General features: G+C 50.7%; 17 protein-coding genes. 5 read left to right on the top strand and 12 right to left on the bottom strand.

The features are described from left to right. Positions 1 to 5: 5 nt before the first annotated feature. Positions 6 to 731 (bottom strand): oligogalacturonate-specific porin KdgM family protein, encoded by a 726-nt coding sequence (locus K5I40_RS13685; protein WP_223074904.1) that lies wholly within the window; start codon positions 729 to 731, stop codon positions 6 to 8. A 176-nt stretch (positions 732 to 907) separates the two neighbouring features. Here K5I40_RS13685 and K5I40_RS13680 point away from each other — a divergent pair, with 176 nt between their 5' ends. After that, entirely contained in the window at positions 908 to 1672 is a 765-nt protein-coding gene (locus tag K5I40_RS13680) for a GntR family transcriptional regulator (protein ID WP_223074905.1), read from the top strand. A 45-nt stretch (positions 1673 to 1717) separates the two neighbouring features. On the opposite strand, the gene K5I40_RS13675 is transcribed toward K5I40_RS13680, so the two are convergent. The 4 genes from K5I40_RS13675 to K5I40_RS13660 all read right to left on the bottom strand — a co-directional run bounded on the left by K5I40_RS13675 (position 1718) and on the right by K5I40_RS13660 (position 5879). Beyond that, complete coding sequence (locus K5I40_RS13675; protein WP_223074906.1) at positions 1718 to 2851, bottom strand: esterase-like activity of phytase family protein; 1134 nt, start codon at positions 2849 to 2851, stop codon at positions 1718 to 1720. 3 nt (positions 2852 to 2854) lie between these two features. Further along, on the bottom strand, positions 2855 to 3781 hold the full coding sequence (locus tag K5I40_RS13670) for a carbohydrate kinase family protein (protein ID WP_223074907.1): 927 nt from the start codon (positions 3779 to 3781) through the stop codon (positions 2855 to 2857). Positions 3782 to 3947: 166 nt separating this feature from the next. Beyond that, a complete protein-coding gene (locus K5I40_RS13665) occupies positions 3948 to 4778 on the bottom strand; it encodes an SIS domain-containing protein (RefSeq protein WP_251929723.1) in 831 nt (276 codons plus the stop codon). A 21-nt stretch (positions 4779 to 4799) separates the two neighbouring features. After that, entirely contained in the window at positions 4800 to 5879 is a 1080-nt protein-coding gene (locus tag K5I40_RS13660; protein ID WP_223074909.1) for an ADP-ribosylglycohydrolase family protein, read from the bottom strand. Positions 5880 to 6139: 260 nt separating this feature from the next. Between K5I40_RS13660 and K5I40_RS13655 the strand changes: the two genes are divergently transcribed. Further along, positions 6140 to 7477 (top strand): MFS transporter, encoded by a 1338-nt coding sequence (locus tag K5I40_RS13655; protein WP_223074910.1) that lies wholly within the window; start codon positions 6140 to 6142, stop codon positions 7475 to 7477. A gap of 47 nt (positions 7478 to 7524) precedes the next feature. On the opposite strand, the gene K5I40_RS13650 is transcribed toward K5I40_RS13655, so the two are convergent. The 5 genes from K5I40_RS13650 to K5I40_RS13630 all read right to left on the bottom strand — a co-directional run bounded on the left by K5I40_RS13650 (position 7525) and on the right by K5I40_RS13630 (position 15931). Further along, positions 7525 to 9279, bottom strand: coding sequence for an RHS repeat-associated core domain-containing protein (locus tag K5I40_RS13650; RefSeq protein WP_255588984.1), 1755 nt, complete (start codon positions 9277 to 9279; stop codon positions 7525 to 7527). Between the two features lie 592 nt (positions 9280 to 9871). Further along, the gene (locus K5I40_RS13645; RefSeq protein WP_251929735.1) at positions 9872 to 11782 is read right to left on the bottom strand and encodes a neuraminidase-like domain-containing protein; all 1911 of its coding nucleotides are present in this window, start codon (positions 11780 to 11782) and stop codon (positions 9872 to 9874) included. A 71-nt stretch (positions 11783 to 11853) separates the two neighbouring features. Then, complete coding sequence (locus K5I40_RS13640; protein WP_251929737.1) at positions 11854 to 13710, bottom strand: hypothetical protein; 1857 nt, start codon at positions 13708 to 13710, stop codon at positions 11854 to 11856. Further along, the gene (locus tag K5I40_RS13635) at positions 13692 to 15479 is read right to left on the bottom strand and encodes a Tc toxin subunit A (RefSeq protein ID WP_251929739.1); all 1788 of its coding nucleotides are present in this window, start codon (positions 15477 to 15479) and stop codon (positions 13692 to 13694) included. Before K5I40_RS13635 ends, K5I40_RS13640 begins: the two co-directional genes overlap by 19 nt. An 83-nt stretch (positions 15480 to 15562) precedes the next feature. Beyond that, a complete protein-coding gene (locus K5I40_RS13630; protein WP_223074912.1) occupies positions 15563 to 15931 on the bottom strand; it encodes a putative holin in 369 nt (122 codons plus the stop codon). 212 nt (positions 15932 to 16143) lie between these two features. Between K5I40_RS13630 and K5I40_RS13625 the strand changes: the two genes are divergently transcribed. Then, positions 16144 to 16998: a LysR family transcriptional regulator gene (locus K5I40_RS13625; RefSeq protein WP_223074913.1), complete on the top strand. Its 855-nt coding sequence runs from the start codon at positions 16144 to 16146 to the stop codon at positions 16996 to 16998. On the opposite strand, the gene K5I40_RS13620 is transcribed toward K5I40_RS13625, so the two are convergent. Further along, positions 16995 to 17192, bottom strand: a complete 198-nt coding sequence (locus K5I40_RS13620) for a YbdD/YjiX family protein (protein WP_139564535.1) — start codon at positions 17190 to 17192, stop codon at positions 16995 to 16997. The genes K5I40_RS13625 and K5I40_RS13620 overlap by 4 nt on opposite strands. A 59-nt stretch (positions 17193 to 17251) precedes the next feature. Next, positions 17252 to 19357 (bottom strand): pyruvate/proton symporter CstA, encoded by a 2106-nt coding sequence (gene cstA, locus K5I40_RS13615; protein WP_039031397.1) that lies wholly within the window; start codon positions 19355 to 19357, stop codon positions 17252 to 17254. A gap of 291 nt (positions 19358 to 19648) precedes the next feature. Between cstA and K5I40_RS13610 the strand changes: the two genes are divergently transcribed. Together K5I40_RS13610 and K5I40_RS13605 are read left to right on the top strand one after the other, a co-directional pair. Then, positions 19649 to 20365 (top strand): nucleoside recognition domain-containing protein, encoded by a 717-nt coding sequence (locus tag K5I40_RS13610; protein WP_039031398.1) that lies wholly within the window; start codon positions 19649 to 19651, stop codon positions 20363 to 20365. Continuing rightward, entirely contained in the window at positions 20365 to 20829 is a 465-nt protein-coding gene (locus K5I40_RS13605; protein ID WP_139564534.1) for a YjiG family protein, read from the top strand. Before K5I40_RS13610 ends, K5I40_RS13605 begins: the two co-directional genes overlap by 1 nt. Positions 20830 to 20833: the final 4 nt, after the last annotated feature.

Raw genomic sequence — 20833 nt, 5'->3', positions numbered from 1 at the left:
GTTATTTAAAATGTATATGTTAAACCCATACGATAACGTCCCTGACGTTCATCAGAGTATTTATCTGTGCCCCGATAATCCGCAATACTGATATAGGGAACCCAGGATCCAAATTTATAACTAACCTTAAATGATGCGGTATAGTTCTCGTTACCGCCGTCCCAGGTGATATAGCCGTTATTGTAATAAACAAGATTGATCTGATACTGAAAATTAGTCTTATCAGGGCGGTAATCTATCCACACATCGTAACGGCGGTTATTACGATCGTTATTCCCATAGCTCTTTGACTTGCTGGTTGCTTTATCCATGTCATAACGGAAACGACCCGATACACGCCAGACATTGCTGAAGTTATACCCAGCAGATAAACCATACTCATACGTCGTCCAGTAATCCGTGGAATCCAACCAGAACATCGGTTCAAGCCAGAAACGTGTATCTTCAAGGGGTTTGAAACGATAGACGATCGACAATCCCGAGCCATTATTATTAAATTGCGAAGGATCCCATTTATCCTGATTACCTTCCTGGGTGTTGTAACGTAATTCCGCCATTAGCCCAATACCATTGCTGAAGAAGGTCCCCAATTCTACGCGATCGGCGTGGGTTCTTTTTTTATCCAGATATTCATGTCGGTAATCAATAAAGCCATGAGGTTGCTCGGCCCAGACCTGTGATGTTAATAGACAAAATAATAACGCTGATGTCACTGGAAATATTTTTTTCATTTCAAAGTCCTTTTATTTGTTGCCTTACTGAACGCTGGTATTGATAGCAGCGAGAAACCCTGGAAACGGCTGTACAACTGAAGTAAGTGTTACGTTAACTCCTGGCTTTATTGCATCAACATCTAAAAACCTTTAAAATTAACACCTCACTGGTACCAACCATTTACAGGTAGAACATGTCTGATGTTAATTCCAGTCAAAATAATGAGCCGCATTCCCTCAAATATTTGGATCTGTTTACGCTCATCAAAAACAAAATAGACGCCGGTGAATGGGCTGAAAATGCTACCATTCCCACAGAACGAGAACTGGCCGAACGCTATAAGACCAGCAGAACAACCGTTCGAAAAGCCATTGAACACCTGCGTCAGAAGGGTTATTTACACAGCGAACACGGTCGGGGGACCTTTGTCCTTCCTGAGCTCAGTCGCCGCTCGCAGCGTCAACTGCATGGTTTCACTGACGATATTCTTGCCCGTAACGGCGTACCCCGGCAGCAAATTCTGGAGTTCGGCTTCGTCCCGGCAAATGAAATGCTGCGCCATGCCTTACAATTGTCGGGTAATCGTCCGGTGCTGCGTATTAAGCGCCTTCGTTTCGATAACACCACCCCAATGGGGATACAGACGGCGTGGCTTCCTGTTGATGAAGCCCATGCCTTCACCCAGGAAGAGCTGCTGGAGGCCGGTTCGCTATATAAACTGCTGGCCCAAAAAATGGGGCTGGAGCTGTTAGAGGCCTATGAAACTATCGGCGCTCGCCAACCATCTGCTGCAGAAGCCTCCCTGCTGGAACTCTCCGTTAATGATGTGATCCTGACCTGCAGCAGAGTCACGCTCTCCGTCAACCGAAAACCGATGGAATATGTAGAGATGATCTATCCCGCCAGCCGCTACGCCTATGAAATAAAGATAACGAAAGACAGTTTTAGTCGTAAATAACAGCGTCCCTGGGATCCTGATTTGCGTCTCAGGGAACGCGTTTATCTACTTCAACACCCCCTGTTGATCCTGAAAAAGATAGAATTTTGTACTCTGATGAGGCTGAAAATTATTATCTGACACAAACAACAGCGTCTTCTTTCCATCAATAAGCGGACCAAATGTCACGCCTTCGATACAATCAGGCGCATCGGTGAGTGTGGAAAAATCAATTAACAACTTTTTCGTTACCGGTTGGATAAGGCCTTTATTTGTCAGAGCGGATAACGATGGAATATCTTTAATGTTGGTGCCTGTGGAGGTATCTGCCAGCCACACCTTGATAGAGAAATCCCAGTCGTTATACCCTTCTGAGACATTTCTTCCTGAACGCTCAATAACCAAAAGTTGATTGTCATTAAGCGCCAGGATTTCAGAAATTCCATTATCATTAATGCCGAATCGGGAAATATGGGATACCGGATCGACGTTGTACAAGTACACGCTCTCTAGTTTCGGTTTAGTCTCGTCGGACGGATAACGGAATTTCAGGATCCGCACCGGACTGGAGTTAATCGGTGATGCCAGGGGGCCGTCCTGTTTCAGGGCCCCTTCACCGGCCATAAACAGAAACTTCTTATCCGGCGTAAGCGTTAACCCTTCCCACGAGATGCCGTTGCGAAACCCCTCATGCTCATTTTCACCGGTTAGCGACATTGCCTCCGGGAGAACAGCGGCCAAATCGGCAATAAATTTCCCGCCTAAGGTGCTGACGCGTAACGGGCTTCCCGTTTCGGATGACCATAGCAACTGATTATCCGGTGTAATAACCATTCCTTCGGCATCTACCGAGCCTTTTTTAAAGATCTCGCCGTTGGCATCCAGCAGCGCATACTGGTTTTCAACGGTAACGTTGTTAATCCCTGCCGCCGACAGGTCAATCTTTAACGCGTAAACTCTCGGTTTTCCCTCTTTTTCGGTATTCCTGCTGTCTGAAATAGCGTAGAAACGCTGCTCCGCGTCATGCCAGCGAATGGCTGACAACCCGCCAAATGGAATACCCTCAACGGCAAATGATGTTGGAACCTTATATTCCCCGAGAAAACTAAGGCCTGTAATTTCCCCCGTTTTTGCGCCAGCGGAAGGGCTTAGCAGAGCAGAAATAATCATGCCAAACGATAAGATTTTTTTATAATTCACAATCTATACCTCCCTGTTAGCAGAAGAAATAAAGCGTTCGATCTCCTCCGGGCGACCCAATTGTCCTCTGGCACCCAGTTTCATAATATTTAATGCCGCCGCGGCACAACTAAACTCAACCGCTGAACGCAAGGGGTAATGGTGGATCCAGCTATAAATAAATGCCGCATTGAAAATATCGCCTGCCCCTGTGGTATCTACAACCGGGACCCTGAAGCCCGGATGTTCAGCCTCTTCATCCTCTGTGACCGCCATCACCCCCTTTGCGCCACAGGTTACAACCAGTGCGGAAAGTGAATATTTGCGCCGCATCGCATGCAATACGGGCCAATCAGGGTCGCACTTGCTGCTGGCAATAAAACCATCACGATTAAAAATTGCGATGTCAGCCAGATTCAGGATGTCAGCCATCTGCTGTTTATTGGTAGCGATGTGCGGCTCAATATCGACAGCCACTTTCGTTCCCTGTGAGCGGGCGTACTTAGCCTGAATAGCATATTTTTCAAGATCGCCGGGCATGGTGTACATCACTTTACTTGCACCGATCGCGTTAAATGCCGTTTCCTGATCCCATTCGCAGTGGTTGCCCGGCGCATAAATTAAGGATTTCTCGCCGCTATCATCCAGGATAATAATCGCCATATTGGGCGATTGCCCCGGGTTGATTTGAATATATTTCGTTTCCACGCCGTGCCGCGCAAAATCGTTAATAATACTCTCGCCGTAGCGATCATCCCCGGCGCTGGATAAAGAGATCACCTTTAATCCCAGAGTTGCCATCATACAGGCGCTATTTGCCACGGTACCGCCTGGGCTTTCGGCGATTTTCTCTCCTACTACTTTGTCATCATTTCCTGGCAGACGGGGTACCCGAAAAATCAGATCAATATTGCCGCTCCCTACTGCCACAACGTCATAATTCTTCAACATTTAACACCCTCAAATGTCACGCGTTTCCCCCCCAGCGCGACATAGCGTTCGGCGAGAGTTAACGAAAGATTAAAAAGCAGCATCAGCATTTGTTGTAAATAATTGTGCGTATCACTTTGTTCATTGGCTGCGAAACAATATGTCAGCGCATTTTTTCGGGATAGTTTCAGCTGGATATGTTGACATAATGATTCATCCCCCTCTTTTCCGGAAACATTATTACTAAATGGTGCCTGCCAGCCTGATTAAGTCGTAAGGCATGACAATACTCTTCAATATGAAAATAACTGGCTTCAATCTGTGGACCACAGGCCATCAAGTTGGATGCCATATAAGCCAGCCCCCAGCTCGCGCCGCTGCCGAGAAAAACCACCTTTTGGGAAAAAAACGCGTCACGATGTGCCAAAAACCAGGACTGCCATTCGGCGGCATTCCAGCGCGAGCCCAGCTTTTCGGCTTCGATACCCGCGAACTCACCGTTAACCCGACCTATTTTTTCAGCCAGCGACATCAGCAAAAACAGTGTTGCAGAACTGCTCTGAGTCGGTAAGCCCTGCTTGTGGGCATCGGTGAATATCATGTGTGACGTCAGACGGCTGAAAGGCGAGCCGGGTGAATTTGTCATCCCAACCACCCGGGCACGGGAGGTTAACGCGTGATAAAGCGCATCAAATGCGGGCGAGGGTCTGCCACTGGCGCTGATCACCACCACCAGCGCGTTGTCAGAAAAAAAGCGGGCCGGGATGTTAAGAAACTCAAGTGACTGTACCGCCCGACAGGCGATGATCGCTCGTTCATTCAGATAACGCTCAACTATCAGCGCCACCGCATACGAGTCGCCGGAGCCTACCAGATAAAGCTGTTCGAGCGACGCAAAATCGAACTCAGCCCATACTGTTTCCTCGCTCTCCTTACGCTGCATTCGCGCGAGCAGATCCTCGATCCCGGCAATTTCTTGCCGGGTGCAGGACAGTGGCATAATGACATTTTCTTCCATAACTCCCCCCGCCCTCATCAACTACCTTTCAAAGGATGCTGACGCCAGTTGCGTCAAACCTGCGGCAATTTCCGGCAAATTAAAGTCATGGCTGTTTACCGCGTTGAAAAAGTCATACTTGTCTTTTGGCAACGCATCGAAGCCTTTCCATGCCCCTGCGATAGCCCCGGCCATGGTCGCAATGCTGTCCGTATCGTTGCCGACGTTACTCGCTGCCACGATCGTTTCCCATGGCTTACCTTTACAGAAGGTCAGTAAACCTATCGCCGCCGGAATAGACTCATGGGCCGCTACCGAGTTGCCGACGTAGCCTTCGATGTCATAAAGGCACGATTCAAGCGAGTCCGCTTCACGCGCGATTTGTACCGCTAACCGGATACGTTTTTCGATCGACGGCCCGGCAACACAGCGCGCATGCTGCTTCGCCAGTTGCTCCCCCTGGCGGGCACCCTCAAGGCTGGCATCAATAATCTCGTCCAGGGTGGTATTAATCACCATCGCCTGGGATGTGGCCCCGGCAATAGCGCAGGCGCTGGCGATAGCAATATTGGTATCGTGGGAGGGTAAGCAGGTCAGTAACGCTAAATGGCAGGCCTTTTCCATCTGGCCTGGATAGACAAGCCCGGCGGGTGCCACGCGCATCCCCGCGCCGTTAGTGGTCCCCACGTTCGGCGCCTGCCGTGATGAGTGGCCGATCCGGCCAATGGTATTAGTAGGATGTCCCTCGCGCAGCGCCTTCACCACCTGCTCGGTGGTCGGCCCTTTATACATGGCGTAAGGCATCATATCAGCCCAGCGCAGCAGCGCAGCTTTCCAGTCGTCGTTGGTAAACTGCCCGTAACCTGCGGCAATCAGCGCTTCAGAGAATACGTACATCTGGCTCGAGTCATCGGTAATCAGGCCAGCTACTCCCTTCAGCGAACCGGCGAAAGTATCGATCGGTGGCTCAACAAACTTGTCCAGCCACCCGCCCCAGGTCTGTCTGATCTCATCGATACTGTACAGCTCTGTCGCCGCCCCCAGGGCATCTCCCATACCGGCACAGGCCAATGAGCCCAGGATTTTGTCGTACATCATCCGATCATATTTCACTTCCGCCATGCTGCTTCCCTTACAAAATGCAAATCATTTAATTGGTAGATACCAATAAGAGCAATAAACGCCAAAATCACAAACCAGGATCTTATTTTTTGTGATCACCATCAAACTTAATTTCAATAAAATTTTATAAATCAATAAATTAATTTGTAGATCGTATATTTTGATCTTTATCTCACCTTGCAATATTTAATTTGTGGTAGATACCAATTTAATGATATCTATGCCGACATCGCATTCTTTGAATCAGGACACGTGAGACGATGAAACTTTCTATCAAGGAAAAGATTGGCTTTGGTTCCGGGGATATGGCTATTGCTATCGTCATGATGTCGATGGCGATGATCATTACCTATTTCTACACTGACGTTTATGGCCTGGCCCCCGGTGACCTGGGGATCTTATTAATAGCCGTGCGCTTTATTGATGCAGTTATCGACCCGTTGATCGGCGTGATGACGGATAAAACCCACACTCGCTGGGGGCGCTATCGTCCGTATCTGCTGTTCTTTGCGCTCCCGTTCGGCATAACCATCTGGATGATGTTTACCACCCCCAATTTTGACTATACCGGCAAGCTTCTCTGGGCCTGGGGCAGCTACATTGCCCTGACGCTGACCTACACGTTTATTTCGATCCCCTATGTGTCATTAATTGGCGTCATTACTGACGATCCCAAAGAGCGGCTGAGCGCGAACAGCTATCGTTTTGTAATGACTAAAATCGCCATGTTTTTAGTCACCATTATTGTTCCAATGGCGGCGCTCTATCTGGGTCAAAATGACCTGGCCAGCGGCTACCAGTTGGCAATGGGTTCTATGGGGGTGGTGTCTACTCTGCTGTGTATTTGCTGCTTTTTCTCGGTTAAAGAGCGAGTGATCCATAAAACCGGGCCGATCCACTTATCGAGCCAGCTAAAAAATCTGCTGAAAAACGATCAGTGGATCATTCTGGGAATAACGATCGCGCTGATCATGTTTGGCGGGATTGTGCGGAATTCCGTCGCCGCGTATTACGCCAAATATTATCTGCACGGTGGCAACGACTTAATCTCGCCGTTCCTGACCACCAGCGTCGTGGCATCCGTCCTGGCGATGCTGCTGGCAGGCCCCATTTCTCGCCGTTTCGACAAAATTAAAATGTTCCGTTATACCCAGCTGTTGGCATTTATTGTTGGAGTGGCGATGTATTTCATGGTCGGAGAGAAGGATATTTATCTGGCCTTTTTCTTCTTCTTTATTCTCACTTTGTTGAGCGATATGCAGCTCCCGGTTTACTGGGCTTCCATTGCCGAAGCGGTGGATTACGGCGAGGTCAAAACCGGAACTCGTGTTTCCGGGCTGGCCTTTGGTGGGATCCTTTTCTTTCAGAAGCTGGGAATGGGGCTGGCAGGTGGGTTTATCGGTTTTTGCCTCAGTCACTTTGGTTACAAGGCAGATGTCGAGCAGTCGCAATCATCGTTGCTGGGCATCACGCTGATGATGACGTTGATCCCGGCAGTCTTTAATCTGATCGTCGGGTTGTATATGAAGAAATACATTATCAATGATGATTACTATGACGGGATCAAACAGCAGCTAACGACAGAAAGCGTAGCGTAAACAGACAGCCAGCTTTACGGCTGGCTGTCTAATCAGGCCTTACGCGCTTACCGCCAGGATGTTCTCAGGGTCATCCTGGGCGCCGTTCTCGCCGCCGGATATTGCGGTCTTTGGTGGACCCTCGAACCAAAGCGATAGTCTCTCACCACCGTTCTGCCGCTGATGACCTCTTCACTGTCCCAGAATTCATCTGGCACCTCGTGAAGACCCACCCGCAGCCCTAAATCTCCTTCCTCAACGTGAGTTATCTGGAAAATCGCGCCAGGCTGTAACAGCACCTCCGCCTGCCTGAGTTCAGTTAGCTCCGTAATGTTGCGTCCACTTTGCGCATCGATATCAAATAGCACGGTATCCGGTTCAAATTGTCTGCCAAAGCGCTGGCGCATCACAAACTCGGACGCCACTCCCCGACTGGCGCTGGTAGAGAAAAAGGTCTGCGTGGTGACATAATCGCCCGCAGCAATGGTGATATTTCCTCCACGCTGTGCATCGGCCTCCCTTTGCGGCCCCGCGATCATTTGTATCCCCTCCGCATGATCAAGTCGCGAAGGGATATATCTGACATTGTTAGCCAGTAATGCCCCCCGGTAGCTATGGCCGGGATATGCTGGCAATACGTCCATCGCCGCATGCAGCTCAGCGGCCATTTCGGGGCGGTACCCCTTCTCTACATCCTGCTTTGTTAACCCATGCGGCAGCAGCATGTTGTGAAAAGGTACCGACTCTTCACTGTAGCTGCGGATGATCCGCTGCTCTGAGTCGGAAAGCCTTGCCACAGAACCCTCAGTCCGCGATTCGCTTAACAACCGTCGATGAGTAGGGGCGGCGACTTGAGAAATGGCATTGGCAAATGTATTGACCGTACGGGTTTGTAATGCTAACGAACCGCCTCCCCCACGTGTGTTCAGCATGTTGCGGTAAACCGGATGGGTATTTTCAAACAGCAGGGTACGCAAACCTTGCGATAAATCCGCACTGTCGACTCCCCCTGAAATATCCCTGTCAGTTATGGGGTTGTTACCAACATAGCAATAGGCATTGACCATATCACTCGTTCCTGCCGGATCGTGACTTATCCAGCGGAAAAGCCACGGGGCATAATAGCGGTGGCCAAAGGCGTACAACCCCGCACTATCGCGTTCTTTACCCGAAAAACGTACGTATTTGTATTTCACTTCGCTGCTGTTCCCCACCAGCACCGCACTGCCACCAAAAGGATAATATTCCTCTCTGGAGAGGATATTACCGCTGGCATCCAGCTCGATATTTACTGAACCGATAAGGTTATCCAGCGAGTAACGGATCTGATCGGCCTCGATATCTGTTGGCTGCCCCACTTCCCAGTGCAGCATCCGGATCTGCGCGCGATTGCCGCTGTTAATATTCAGGCTATGCAACACCTCCGAGGCGGGTTGCGGGCTGCCATTGCTGTCGACATAGCTGCGGCGTATCTCAAGTCCTGGCAGATAGATAACGTCATTCACCTGCCACAGATTACCGTCGCTATTGGTCAGGGACCATGCCTGCTTACGTAGCCGTTGGCCCTGGCAATACTGATAGACCTCACGATCGTTGCCCGTCGCCTCCTCCCCTCTGTCAATAATGATTACAGACTGCAACTGGTTGAACGTATTCCAACAAAGCGGCGTCCCTGCCTGCATCTGCTGCATATTTCCCCGTGCGTCGAAATAGCTGTCCACCTGTGCCGGGGTAATATCGTTGTTGCTGTTCAGAACTGACCGGTTGCTGGTGGCTGAAATCGCCATGCTGTGCGTATAGGTGCTGGCACCGGTATGCGACATCTGCTGAAGATTACCCGCAGCGTCGTACTGATAGCTTCGACTCCACGGCACCAGATTACTGGTATCCGCCATCACATCCGGTAAGGCGGCGCTTTGCGGGGCTATCGTCGCATTCTCCCGCCCCGTCGCGCCAATCAGCTGGTAAAGCGCATCATAGCGATACGTCGCCTCTCCCGAGGTCGCCTGATTGCGGAAATAACCGACCGATACCGCGCCATCGCAAAGACTCACCACGTTGCCGACAGGATCGCGTCCATAGCTGAGATCCTGAATCACGCTGCCATCGCTACGCAGAGTCTGAACCGACGCCAGCCGCTGATCCAGCGGATCATACCCCCATAGAGTCTGCACACCGTTCCCCGCCACCTCAACCAGCTTTCTGCCCGCCGCTGAGTAGGTTAACGACGCCAGCAGCGTGGTGGTCTCTCCATCGCTTTGTGCAAGTTCGCTTTGGCATAACACACCAGCAGAATCATAGCCAAAACGCTGTTGGTTCTGACAGGCATCCGTCTGGACAATAACCCCGTCCTGAGCGTTATAGGTCCACGCGGTGGTCCAGATTTCCGTGGACAGGGAGCCTTGCCAGAGCGTTTCATCGTTGCCCTGCCAGTCGCTGGCCTCGTCTGCACTGGCAAGAAACTGAACCGTAGACGCCAGCGCTGCACCACCCAGGGTATACCCACCCGCGGTCGTTTTCCCGGCCCCATGATAGTGACGCACCACCCGGCCACGCAGCAAAAGTCCAGGGTGAAACCACGCCTTGTGATGAAGAGTCTAAGGTAAAGTAAAAGGCATAATCATATTGATACTGGTTTTCTGAATAAGAAAAATACATTTTATAGGGATAGTCATAGGTGGTGACATAAAGAGGGTAGCACTCGGCAGAAATATCATACCCACCATTCTGATAAGAGTATGTCTTTGATAAATTATAGACATCTTGAAGGTTATAAGTATCAATAAAATGAACGGCATTAATATTTCCGCCATCATTACTGCAGGTAACAATTGTATTTTTTAACTGTACCAACTGCTCGCTGCCATAGTCGCTCCAGTACATATCCACTGACACCTGACCATCAAGCGACTGGGTACCATCGCCATTCATCATCGCATCGGAAAAATACTGATAGTATTTATGCGTGGTGACACTCTGCGGAATTTCACCATGCAGAACATAGCTGCCATCAGAATTATAAACCAGACTAAAGTTTTCCTTACTCAGAGAAGGCAATGTAAAATCACAGTTAATAAACTGCCCTTCATCTGTTCGGGGAAGTAAGGTTACATGATCCAGAACCGGAAGTCCTATAACATATTGCGACTGAATTCTTTCCTGATTATCAGTAAGTACATCATTTTGCAAATAATAAAACAGATATTGAGAGAGGGTAGTTGGAGTATCGCTATCACTTTTTGAATAGACCCTTGTAAGGTTGAACCAGTAATCAATTTCAATGGAAAGATCACTATAACCTGCAACTTCAGAATCAGCACTGCTGACATTATCACCAGCATATAACGATACGGTAATAATGCCCTCATTTTTATTGTAACCGCAGGCAGTACATAACCATTCACTGTCGAACAGGGAATTACAGTAGTCATTGGGATCTATATTGTCTATCGTCATCAGGGTATATGGCGAAGACCAATTGTTACTGAAGTCGCAATAGGATGAATAGGCAGTAATCACATCATAGGTTTCTACGCTATCGTTTTTTTCAATACTGCCTCCGGTTGTTTTTTCAAACCAGAATAAATACAGTCGGTTATTAAAATATGCTAACCGTGGTGTCCCTATCGCAGCCTTTTCGTTGATACAAATATTCATTGGGAACCATTCTGACCACGCCCGCGAAGCAACCACGTTATCCACATTCTGGCTCATATCAAACGAGCGCCAGTAGTACTGCACCGGAGAAGTGTTACTTTTCCCCAGCAGATAATAAATACCAAGGGTCTGATCGGTGCTGTTGAGGTAGCCGCTGACAATATCAAGGTTAGCGACCTGTTCAAACTTATTCAGATAGTTCATTACCGACTGCTGGGCGGTATTATCTGTAATAGTGTTCTGATTCAGGTCGTTGATCAAATCTTTAAACCACGCCGTCTGGTTCTGTCGCAGCGTTGGATCTAGATAATTTTCCGGGTAGGTATCCAGATCAACCTCTCCGCCCCAGAAAGAATACTGGCTGGCACCCTCATTCCAAAGCGTTACCTGATCAGCATCCAGTGAACGGGTGTTATATCCCGGCTCCATATTCATGGCAATGCCATTAATATATTGCTGGATACTGGACATCGCCTGTGCCACGCGAGAGGTGGTCACAGAATGACTGACTAGAGGGTCTATCAATAAATATTCATATACGTCCTCCGGAGTCTGCACTAAATTAATTAAATCCGTATTATCACTTTCCGGCACATACTGACCGAGATAATAAGAGAGCAATGCATTACGCTGATGCTCATTTAACGATGCGGCAATATCAATACTCATTGTATATTCACCTTATAAAGAAAATAGCGGCGCGGCACTGCATGCCGTACTGAATAGAAACTACACATGAATTACGCCTGCGCGGCGACCAGTGATTCGCCCACTGATTGCCAGGCATCCCAGGTCGCGGTAGTCGTGCCGACGGTAAGCGCCCCGGTCGCCAGCAGCGGGGTTACCGATAGACCCGTGAGTGCACAAAGCGTTTGCAAGCGCATCACGTAGTCCACGTGATCAACGCTACTGGCAACCCCCATGGCAAACCCGGCGGCAGCCAGTTCAACTTCGCTGCCTTCCCAGCCCAACTGTACGGCCAGCAGGTCCGCCGCCACACTTGCCTCCGGTGGCGTATCACCATTAACCAGCTGCAGATACCCCAGCACGGCGTCCTCCTTTTCAGCCAGTGTTAACCAGTCGAGATAGCGGCTGAAGCGCTGCAGCAGAGTCAGCGTTAATGCGCCATCTTTAACGCCGAACCAGGTGTAATGTGTAAGGAAAACGCTGAGCATGGCGGGAGAAAGCTGGAATTGAGCAGCAATGCTTGCCCGCAGCCCCAGCTGGTACAGGTGGGAAAGATAGTCATATGGGATCGCCGAGGCATCGCTCAGGCTTTGCTGATCGTTCATCATCAGCGAATCAGCAAGCAGGCGGTATTCCGTATCTTCTTCCCACTGCAGTAAGAAGGTGGAGAGCGATTGCGTGGTAGAAAATTGCTGCGCCAGCGCGCTGTCGGCAATACCGTTCTGGGCTAACTTCGCCTGCCAGAGAGTGGTCGCCAGGGTACCTGCAAGCGCAGACACATCTACAGCGGCATCAAACTGCACGCTGGCGATATCGGCCTGCACCATTGAGCTAAGGGTGTTGTAATCCGTTGCCGCCGGGAGTATGAGCCCTGCGGGGTCTATCAGGTCACTCAGCGTTGTCATCCATGACCAACCATCACCGTCCACCGGCACGGGTAGGCTGGAAAAGTTTTGTTCGCCCAGCAGCGTCGCCGGAAGTTGCTGTTTGATGCCGTTGATAAGATTAACGGTAGCGCTGGAGGCCAGAATGGTGGCAGGCGTCGGCTGCAGGGTGAGGTAGCTTTTCACCCACGAGATAGCATGATCTTTTGCCCAATCGGCGGCACTGTCGAGCGCCATCAGCAGATCCAGAATATCGCCTGATACTGGCTGATTGTCATCGTCAAAGGCGAGTTGAGGCACCTCCGCCAGGCTTTCCCAGGCGCCATTCAACAGGCTCAACAAAGCAGCGCCTTCGACAAACGTCAGGCCCAGCCAGTGCGGCACCATTGCCAGACGATACAGCGCCGATATTACCTCCAGCGTTAACGGAAAAGTATGCGCCGAAGCGTCGCCCTGTCGCGCGGCAACCTTATCGGCCAGCACCCGAAACTGGGCCTCGCTCAAGCCCAAACCGGCACACAGCTGGCGCACCACCCTGGCGCTGTCGCCGCTGGTGTTGGTATATGTCACTGTTGCGCCGGTGATGGCGAAGGGTTCTTCAAACAGCGACGGGGAGTTAAAGATCTGATCAAAATACGGGACGGCCGGAGAGATAGCGTAGGTGGCGATCGTGGATAAGACTGCCGCAAATTGCATTGCGGTGACGCCGTATTTTTGTTGCCAGTGGCGGAAGACGCCCAACATGCGTAACGTGTGCGCATTCAGCGACGTGTCACTATTTTGACTCCCCTGGGCGGCAATACAAGCACACAGCAGCAGATCAACCTCTTCGTACGACAGTCCCAGCCAGCGCTGCAAACGTGCCATACGGTTAATTCGATCCATACGCGCATCAGACAGATTATCCAGATAGCCAAAATCCAGCGGATAATAATAGCGATACCCTACAGATGTTAATTGTGACAACGGCGCATTCGCAGCAACAATGCTGTTAACATCGTCCAGACTCAGCACTCGATCAAACACAGCGATATCATCATAAATAAAATTGGAGGCATTGCTGGTTTGTTGGTTATAACAGCTAAGATCTCCCCGGGAGTTAAATGCCCATGTGAACCCATCAGCCGTGGTAATATCGCCCAGCTCCGACGCATATATTGAAATTGATGGCACGACCACACTCCCCCCTTCCGGGACAAAGTAGATGTTTGCTTTTTTTCCGTGGCATCCCAGGTCAACGAGATAAACACCCACTGATTCAAATCAAAATACGATTTCCAGGATGTTCCCTTACTGCCACCACCCTTCTCGGTAATATAAAATATCAGGTCATTTTCAGCATAACCTGTATTATTAGGGTATTGATAAGTCGAAAGACTAAATCCTGGAGAATAACTCGGATCGTTTGCGTCACCACCATTACTGAATATTGGAGTTTGATACGCAGTGTCATTACACCAGTAAAACCAGAAGGCCATTGAAAAGGATTTGTCACCCTTAAGCATTGCAGCTGAATCGCTGTCTGGTGAAAAACAGGCATAACTTGTCGAGTCCGATAATGTTTGCACACCGGAGCTAAATTTCCCCACGGACTGCTCAGTGTTGCTGACGACCAGCGCATTATCTGAATTTCGATTCGAATACTCCTGCAAATAATCCGCAGCATTCCCCGGCGTCAATGCAATAGCCGGGGACGCGCCCGCATTAATAAATTTTGCGCCATAATCTGCCGAGGTGACTGATGTGGCGGCGGTATTTTCCGAGGCAACTACCGTCGTGCCCCCGGCCGTCGCTGCGATCAACTGCTCCAACTGCGGTATGGTGATCCCCAACTGTTCCGCCAGCGTGTCGCTGGCGGCAAATGGCATCCAGGTCCCGGTATCGAGACCAAGGTTGGTTTTATAGAACGCATTCAAATCGTCACTGGTGCTATTATCAGGCTCAGTGACTATCGTCATTTGCTCCGCAGCGAAGTTACTCCCCAGTTCGCTGGCCGATAAGCTTCGGCTGCCGGTCAATGAATCACTTAAAAACCACGGCCAGTCAGTTGCCGTCTGGCCGATAATATCCTCCAGAGGCAGCGATACATTCTGCAGCGCCAGCGCCACCTGATCCTGAGGGAAGTGATACGGCAACAAGGTTGGGTATCGGGTTACCGCCAGGGTTTCATCCACCGTACTGTCAGCAGGAATCACGCCAGACAGCGTCTCTTCAAGGATCTCATTCACCAGTTGCAGCGTCGGGATTACCTGATTTATTGCAGTATCATCAATCACCATCTCTGCCAGGTCCGGACGACGTTCGGACAGTGGAATAATATCTCCGCCCGCCAGAGCCATCGCCTCCTCATAGCTAAGCGCCTGCTTATACAGCCAGGCCAGATAGCTGACGGGTGAATCATCGGCCTCTGGCGCCCCCGATTGACAGTACGCCTGCCAGTTCTCACTGAACTGGTTTATCCATGTCGGGCCATTTTGCATCAGCCCCGGAGTATCAGACACACCAGAGGTACCCTTGAAATGCTTGCTGCCAGGCGTAGCCTGAAGCGATGCCTGGACCTGCGAAGTTAGCTGTGTTTTTCGAAACAGACGGCGAATATAGTGCGCCTGCCCCAGCGCCAGATCGTAAACTTTGGCACCTCGCCTGCCCAGCCAGGGCATATTGGCAGAAATAAATTGCTGACGGGTCTGGGTAATAATATCAAAAACAGATTTATACCCCTTCTTCGCAAGCATTCCGGGAGAAATACCAAGCATATTCTCCATGGCAGAAATAGCCGGACCTGAAATATTCATATATAAATCCCCATTCAACATAGAAACGGTATTTTCAACTCAACAATGGTTTTTTAATAATAAACATGTAAACACATTGGTTTTTATTTACGGTTTTTCTTTACTTTAGATAACAATTCATAAGTACACTCGTGTTTTTCCCCTATAAAAAGTATCGTTCTGACAGATAGTGCTGAGGAGATCACCGCCCCCAACGATGCAGGCACTAGAAATGAAGCTCCAAGGTATCTTAAAAATAGAAACGAGATAATCGATGCAATCAATTCGGAAGAGAGCACGCCAATAATCATTGCTGCAGCAAACAACACCACCTTGATCCACGTCGTATATTCAGAAAGCGAGGCGGCAAAAATAATGCTCCCGGCAAATGCACCAACCATAACCCATAAAAAAGCATCAGTGACTGATGCCCCTGTGATGATTGATAAAACATCAAAACCTGACGTATTCATTCTGAATCTCCCTGTTAGGTGAAATTCAATAAATCACAAACTGGTACAAGGGAACGTGCAATAATGGAAAAATTTGCGGCATTGTTTCTTAATACCCTACCGTCGGGGGCGCAAAAAAGAGTCAATTTTTTCCATAATCGAAATAATTGGCATTTTTTATTATATATTTTAACTGGATTCTGTAATATTTCGGGATAAAGCAGGAGAACGTGATGGATATCTTTTTATCAAAAAAAATGCGCTATTTCATGGTAATAATGGAAACACGTAATTTCGCCAAAGCAGCTGAAACGCTATGTATAACCCAGTCACCGCTAAGTAAAGTGATTACAGAACTGGAAAACAAGATGGGAGGTAAACTATTTTCGCGAAAACACAATGAACTTTCCCCTACCAGTCTGGCATGGGAATGTTATCATAAGTGCAAACCTTTCTATGAATCTTTTATCAGCATGGCGGGATGCAATAACCCTGGCATCATTAAAAAAACATTGTCAATTACGGTTGATATCAGTATCCCTGAACTTTTATTTCGTCATATTGATACGATAATTAAAATGGAACAACTGCCTATTAAATTAAAAAGAGACCTGGTAATTCCCGGAACGACCAGCAATTTGAAAAATCTACATAATCATGGAGTTATATCATTTCGAGCATTAGAGCATGGCCTGAGCATGAATTATACTGTCGGGGACGTCAGTGAAATAGTTTTACTCACTGCAGAAAATAATCAATCCCACACCGATATTCATCGCTTGCATGTGTGGCGAGATAATTATACTGATTACTTTAAAGGTGCTTACTCAGCGTTATTAACCGACATGGATATCATTCCCAGTTTCGTTGAGCACAATTATGATATCTTGACATTACTATATGCGGTACGGGCCGGTAAAGGGATGGCGATCATGCCTTATAAAATGGCCACCCTATATAAAATCGACGGGGTTAACTCACGAGTAATAAAAGGCAGACATATCAAATATCACTTGTATCATAATATAGAAAATAGCCAGTTAAAGACGCTTGAACGTTTTAGAAAAATCCTCTCACAGTTAATTTAACAGCACTTCGCCCCGCCCTTACCGCCATAACGCGCATCCTGGCGATCGCGGAAAAATTCTTCGTAGCTCATTGGCGTCTGGTCGGGGTGGTTGACGCGCATATGCTCGACGTAGTTGTCGTAATCCGGTACGCCGATCATCATCTTTGCTGCCTGACCTAAATATTTACCGGCTTTGGATAGGGTGTCGAACATTTCTTTTATCTCACAGAAAATGTAGGCCGGGTAAGCGCTAGCGCCACCCGGCACACGGGTTAATGCGCCCCTTTCGCCTGGGTCACAATCTCTTCATAGTTGGCTGGCATCGGCTCGTACGGCGTCTCTTTCGCCGTTGGCTTGTCCTGTTTCAGGGCGGCCATCGCGGTCTTCAGAGAATACAGCGCCAGCACCACAACCACCACCATAAAGAAGATGGTCAGCCCGGCATCCAGACGGTTGTTAAACACCAGCTGGGACAGCTGCGATTCGGTGTACTGCGCCGGGATCTTGCCGCTGTCGATCATCGCCTGGAACTTGTTGGCGATAGCCAGGAAGCCCACTTTCGCATCCGGGCTGAAGGCTTTTTGCCAGCCGGCGGTCAGGGTACAGATCAGCAGCCAGGCTGTTGGCACCAGGGCCACCCAGGCATAACGCTGACGTTTCATCTTGAACAACACCACCGCGCAGAGCATCAGCGCCATACCGGCCAGCATCTGGTTCGCGATACCGAACAGCGGCCACAGGGTGTTGATGCCGCCCAGCGGATCGACTACCCCCTGATGCAGGAAGTAGCCCCACGCCAGCACGCAGAGCGCCGTCGCCAGCAGGTTAGCCGGTAGCGATTCGGTACGTTTCAGGCCCGGGGAGATTACCCCCAGCAGATCCTGCAGCATAAAGCGCGCCGCACGCGTCCCCGCATCCACCGCCGTCAGGATAAACAGCGCTTCGAACAGGATCGCAAAGTGATACCAGAACGACACGTCCATCAGGCCGCCCAGCGCGCCGTGCAGAATGTAGGCCATCCCCACCGCCAGGGTCGGCGCACCGCCCGCACGAGAGATAATCGACTGCTCGCCCACTTCGTTAGCAATGTGGGTCAGAGTCTCCGGCGTAATGGCAAAGCCCCAGCCGCTGACCACCTGTGCCGCAGACGCCACCACGTCCGCCGTACCGGCAGGCGCCAGCACCGCAATCGGGCTGTTCATCGCGAAGTAGACGCCCGGATCGATAATGCAGGCCGAGACCAGCGCCATAATGGCCACGAAGGACTCCATCAACATGCCGCCGTAGCCGATAAAGCAGGCCTGGCTTTCATTGGCCAGCATCTTCGGCGTGGTGCCGGAGGCGATCAGCGCGTGGAAGCCAGAGACCGCGCCACAGGCGATGGTGATAAACAGGAACGGGAACATGTTGCCGGTCCAGACCGGGCCGGTGCCGTCAATGAATTTGGTCACCGCAGGCATGGTCAGGGTCGGGCGCATGATCAGAATGCCAATCGCCAGCCCGACAATGGTGCCGATTTTCAGGAAGGTGGAGAGGTAGTCGCGCGGGGCCAGCAGCAGCCACACCGGCAGTACCGCCGCCACAAAGCCGTAGCCCACCAGCATCCAGGTCAGCTGAACGCCGGTAAAGTCAAAGTACGGCGCCCAGGTCGGGCTCTCGGCCACCCAGCCGCCGGAGATAATGGCGAACACCAGGAAGAACAGGCCAATCACCGACACTTCACCGATGCGCCCCGGGCGCAGATAGCGAATGTAGATGCCCATAAAGATCGCCAGCGGAATGGTAAAGGCGACGGTATAAGTTCCCCACGGGCTGTGGGTCAGGGCTTTCACCACGATCATCGCCAGCACCGCAAGGATGATCACCATGATCATAAAGGTCGCGATCAGGGCAATGACTCCAGCGGTCGGGCCCATCTCCTCTTTCACCAGCTCGCCGAGCGAACGCCCGTCGCGGCGGGTGGAGACGAACAGCACCATAAAGTCCTGCACGGCCCCAGCCAGCACCACCCCGGCGAGGATCCAGATCATCCCCGGCAGGTAGCCCATCTGCGCGGCAAGTACCGGCCCGACCAGCGGCCCGGCTCCGGCAATCGCGGCAAAATGGTGACCGAACAGCACTTTTTTATCGGTTGGCACATAGTCCAGCCCGTCGTTGTGGCGCACCGCAGGGGTCATGCGTGTCGGATCAACCGAGAGCACGTTGCGGGCGATAAACTTGCCGTAAAAACGATAGGCAATCAGATAGATACAGACCGCTGCGACGACTATCCACAGCGCATTAATCTGTTCACCGCGGTTGAGGGCGATATAGCCCAACGCAAAGGCCCCCACCACGGAGAGCCCTGCCCATATGAGGTATTTCCCTGAGTTATTCATGATATGGTTTCCATCATCGCAGAAGTGAGATGTTACATTTTGTATCTATAACACTCGCTTAAGATTTAACAACTCAACTACACGTAAAAACAGACATCCAACCAGTCATTTACATAACAGTGTTAAGCCGATCACTTTCACCCTGTACGCCCGTCGTCTCGCTTAATACCCACTTCACACTTCGCGCAAATTTCCCCTTATCCGCAATTACAGGATGATTTACATCAGTTTTTTTGTGGTCTTTCTCACCAGAATAGCCAGGCGAGACCTCACATAAACAAGGAAAAGGAAATGAAAAGTTCACACCCTGAGGAGTACAAGGTTGGTCCCGGCGCCTATTTTGCTCTGGCGTTTGCCGCCGTTTTTTTCTCCGGCCTGTTGGGCGGTAAAGAGTGGTACGGCGTGTTTGATTTCACCACCCTCAACGGCGCGTTTGGCAAGGTGGTGAGTAAAGCGAGTCTTGATGATGGCACCTTAACCACCGCCACCAGCGCCTTTCGCGGCACCGGCGGCAGCGGCGCGATGGATGGTTTTCTGTTTGCCCTGGGGCTTATCCCGGCGGTGATGTTTGCACTCGGCATGATCAATGTTCTGGAGCACTACGGTGCCCTGCGTGCCGCGCGTAAATTGCTGACCCCGCTACTGCGCCCGCTGCTGGGCATCCCGGGCACTACCGGCCTGGCGATGATCGGCAGCCTGCAAAGCACCGACGTGGGCGCATCGCTGACCCGCAACCTCGCCGACGAGGGGCAGATCACCGAGAACGAAAAAGACGTTTTCGCCATGTTCCAGTTCTCCGCCGGGGCGATGATCACCAACTTCTTCTCGTCCGGCGCGATCCTCTTCACCCTGGTAGCCATCGACGGTACGGCGGCAGTGCCGACCTCCATCGGAGCCTGTATCGGGGTGATGTTCATCATGAAAATCGTCGGCGCCAACATGATGCGCCTGATAGTCAGATTCCAGAATAAAGCCCCCGCCTCTGCCCCGGCACAAGGAGAAGCCTGATGAGCGCCCCACAATCAAATCCTGTTATTACCGACGTCTTCGTCGAAGGCGCCCGCAAGGGCTGGAACATCGCCACCAGCAGCACCCTGCCGAACGTGGTGATGGCTTTCATCATTATCAAAGCCCTGGAGATCACCGGGGCGTTAAAGGGGCTGGGGATGGTTTTCGCCCCGCTGATGGGGCTGTTCGGCCTGCCGGGCGAGGCCGCCGCAGTGCTGATTGGCGGCTGGATGTCGATGGGCGGCGGGATCGGCGTCGCCATCGGCCTGTTTGATAAAGGCATTCTCACCGGCGAGCACCTGGCGATCCTCGCCCCGGCCATCTACCTGATGGGCTCTCAGGTGCAGTACCTCGGGCGCATTCTGGGGGTGATTGGCACCCGCGCCACCCGTATTCCGCTGATGATCGGCATCTCCGTCATCAACGCCTTCTTAGCCATGCTGCTGATGCGCATTATTCTCTGAAAAA

This window comes from Leclercia sp. LTM14 (genome assembly GCF_023736175.1).
GTDB classification, from domain to species: Bacteria; Pseudomonadota; Gammaproteobacteria; order Enterobacterales; family Enterobacteriaceae; genus Enterobacter; species Enterobacter barmai.
Note: the sequence above shows the minus strand (reverse complement) of the source record. Positions and strands in the feature narration are given on the sequence as shown.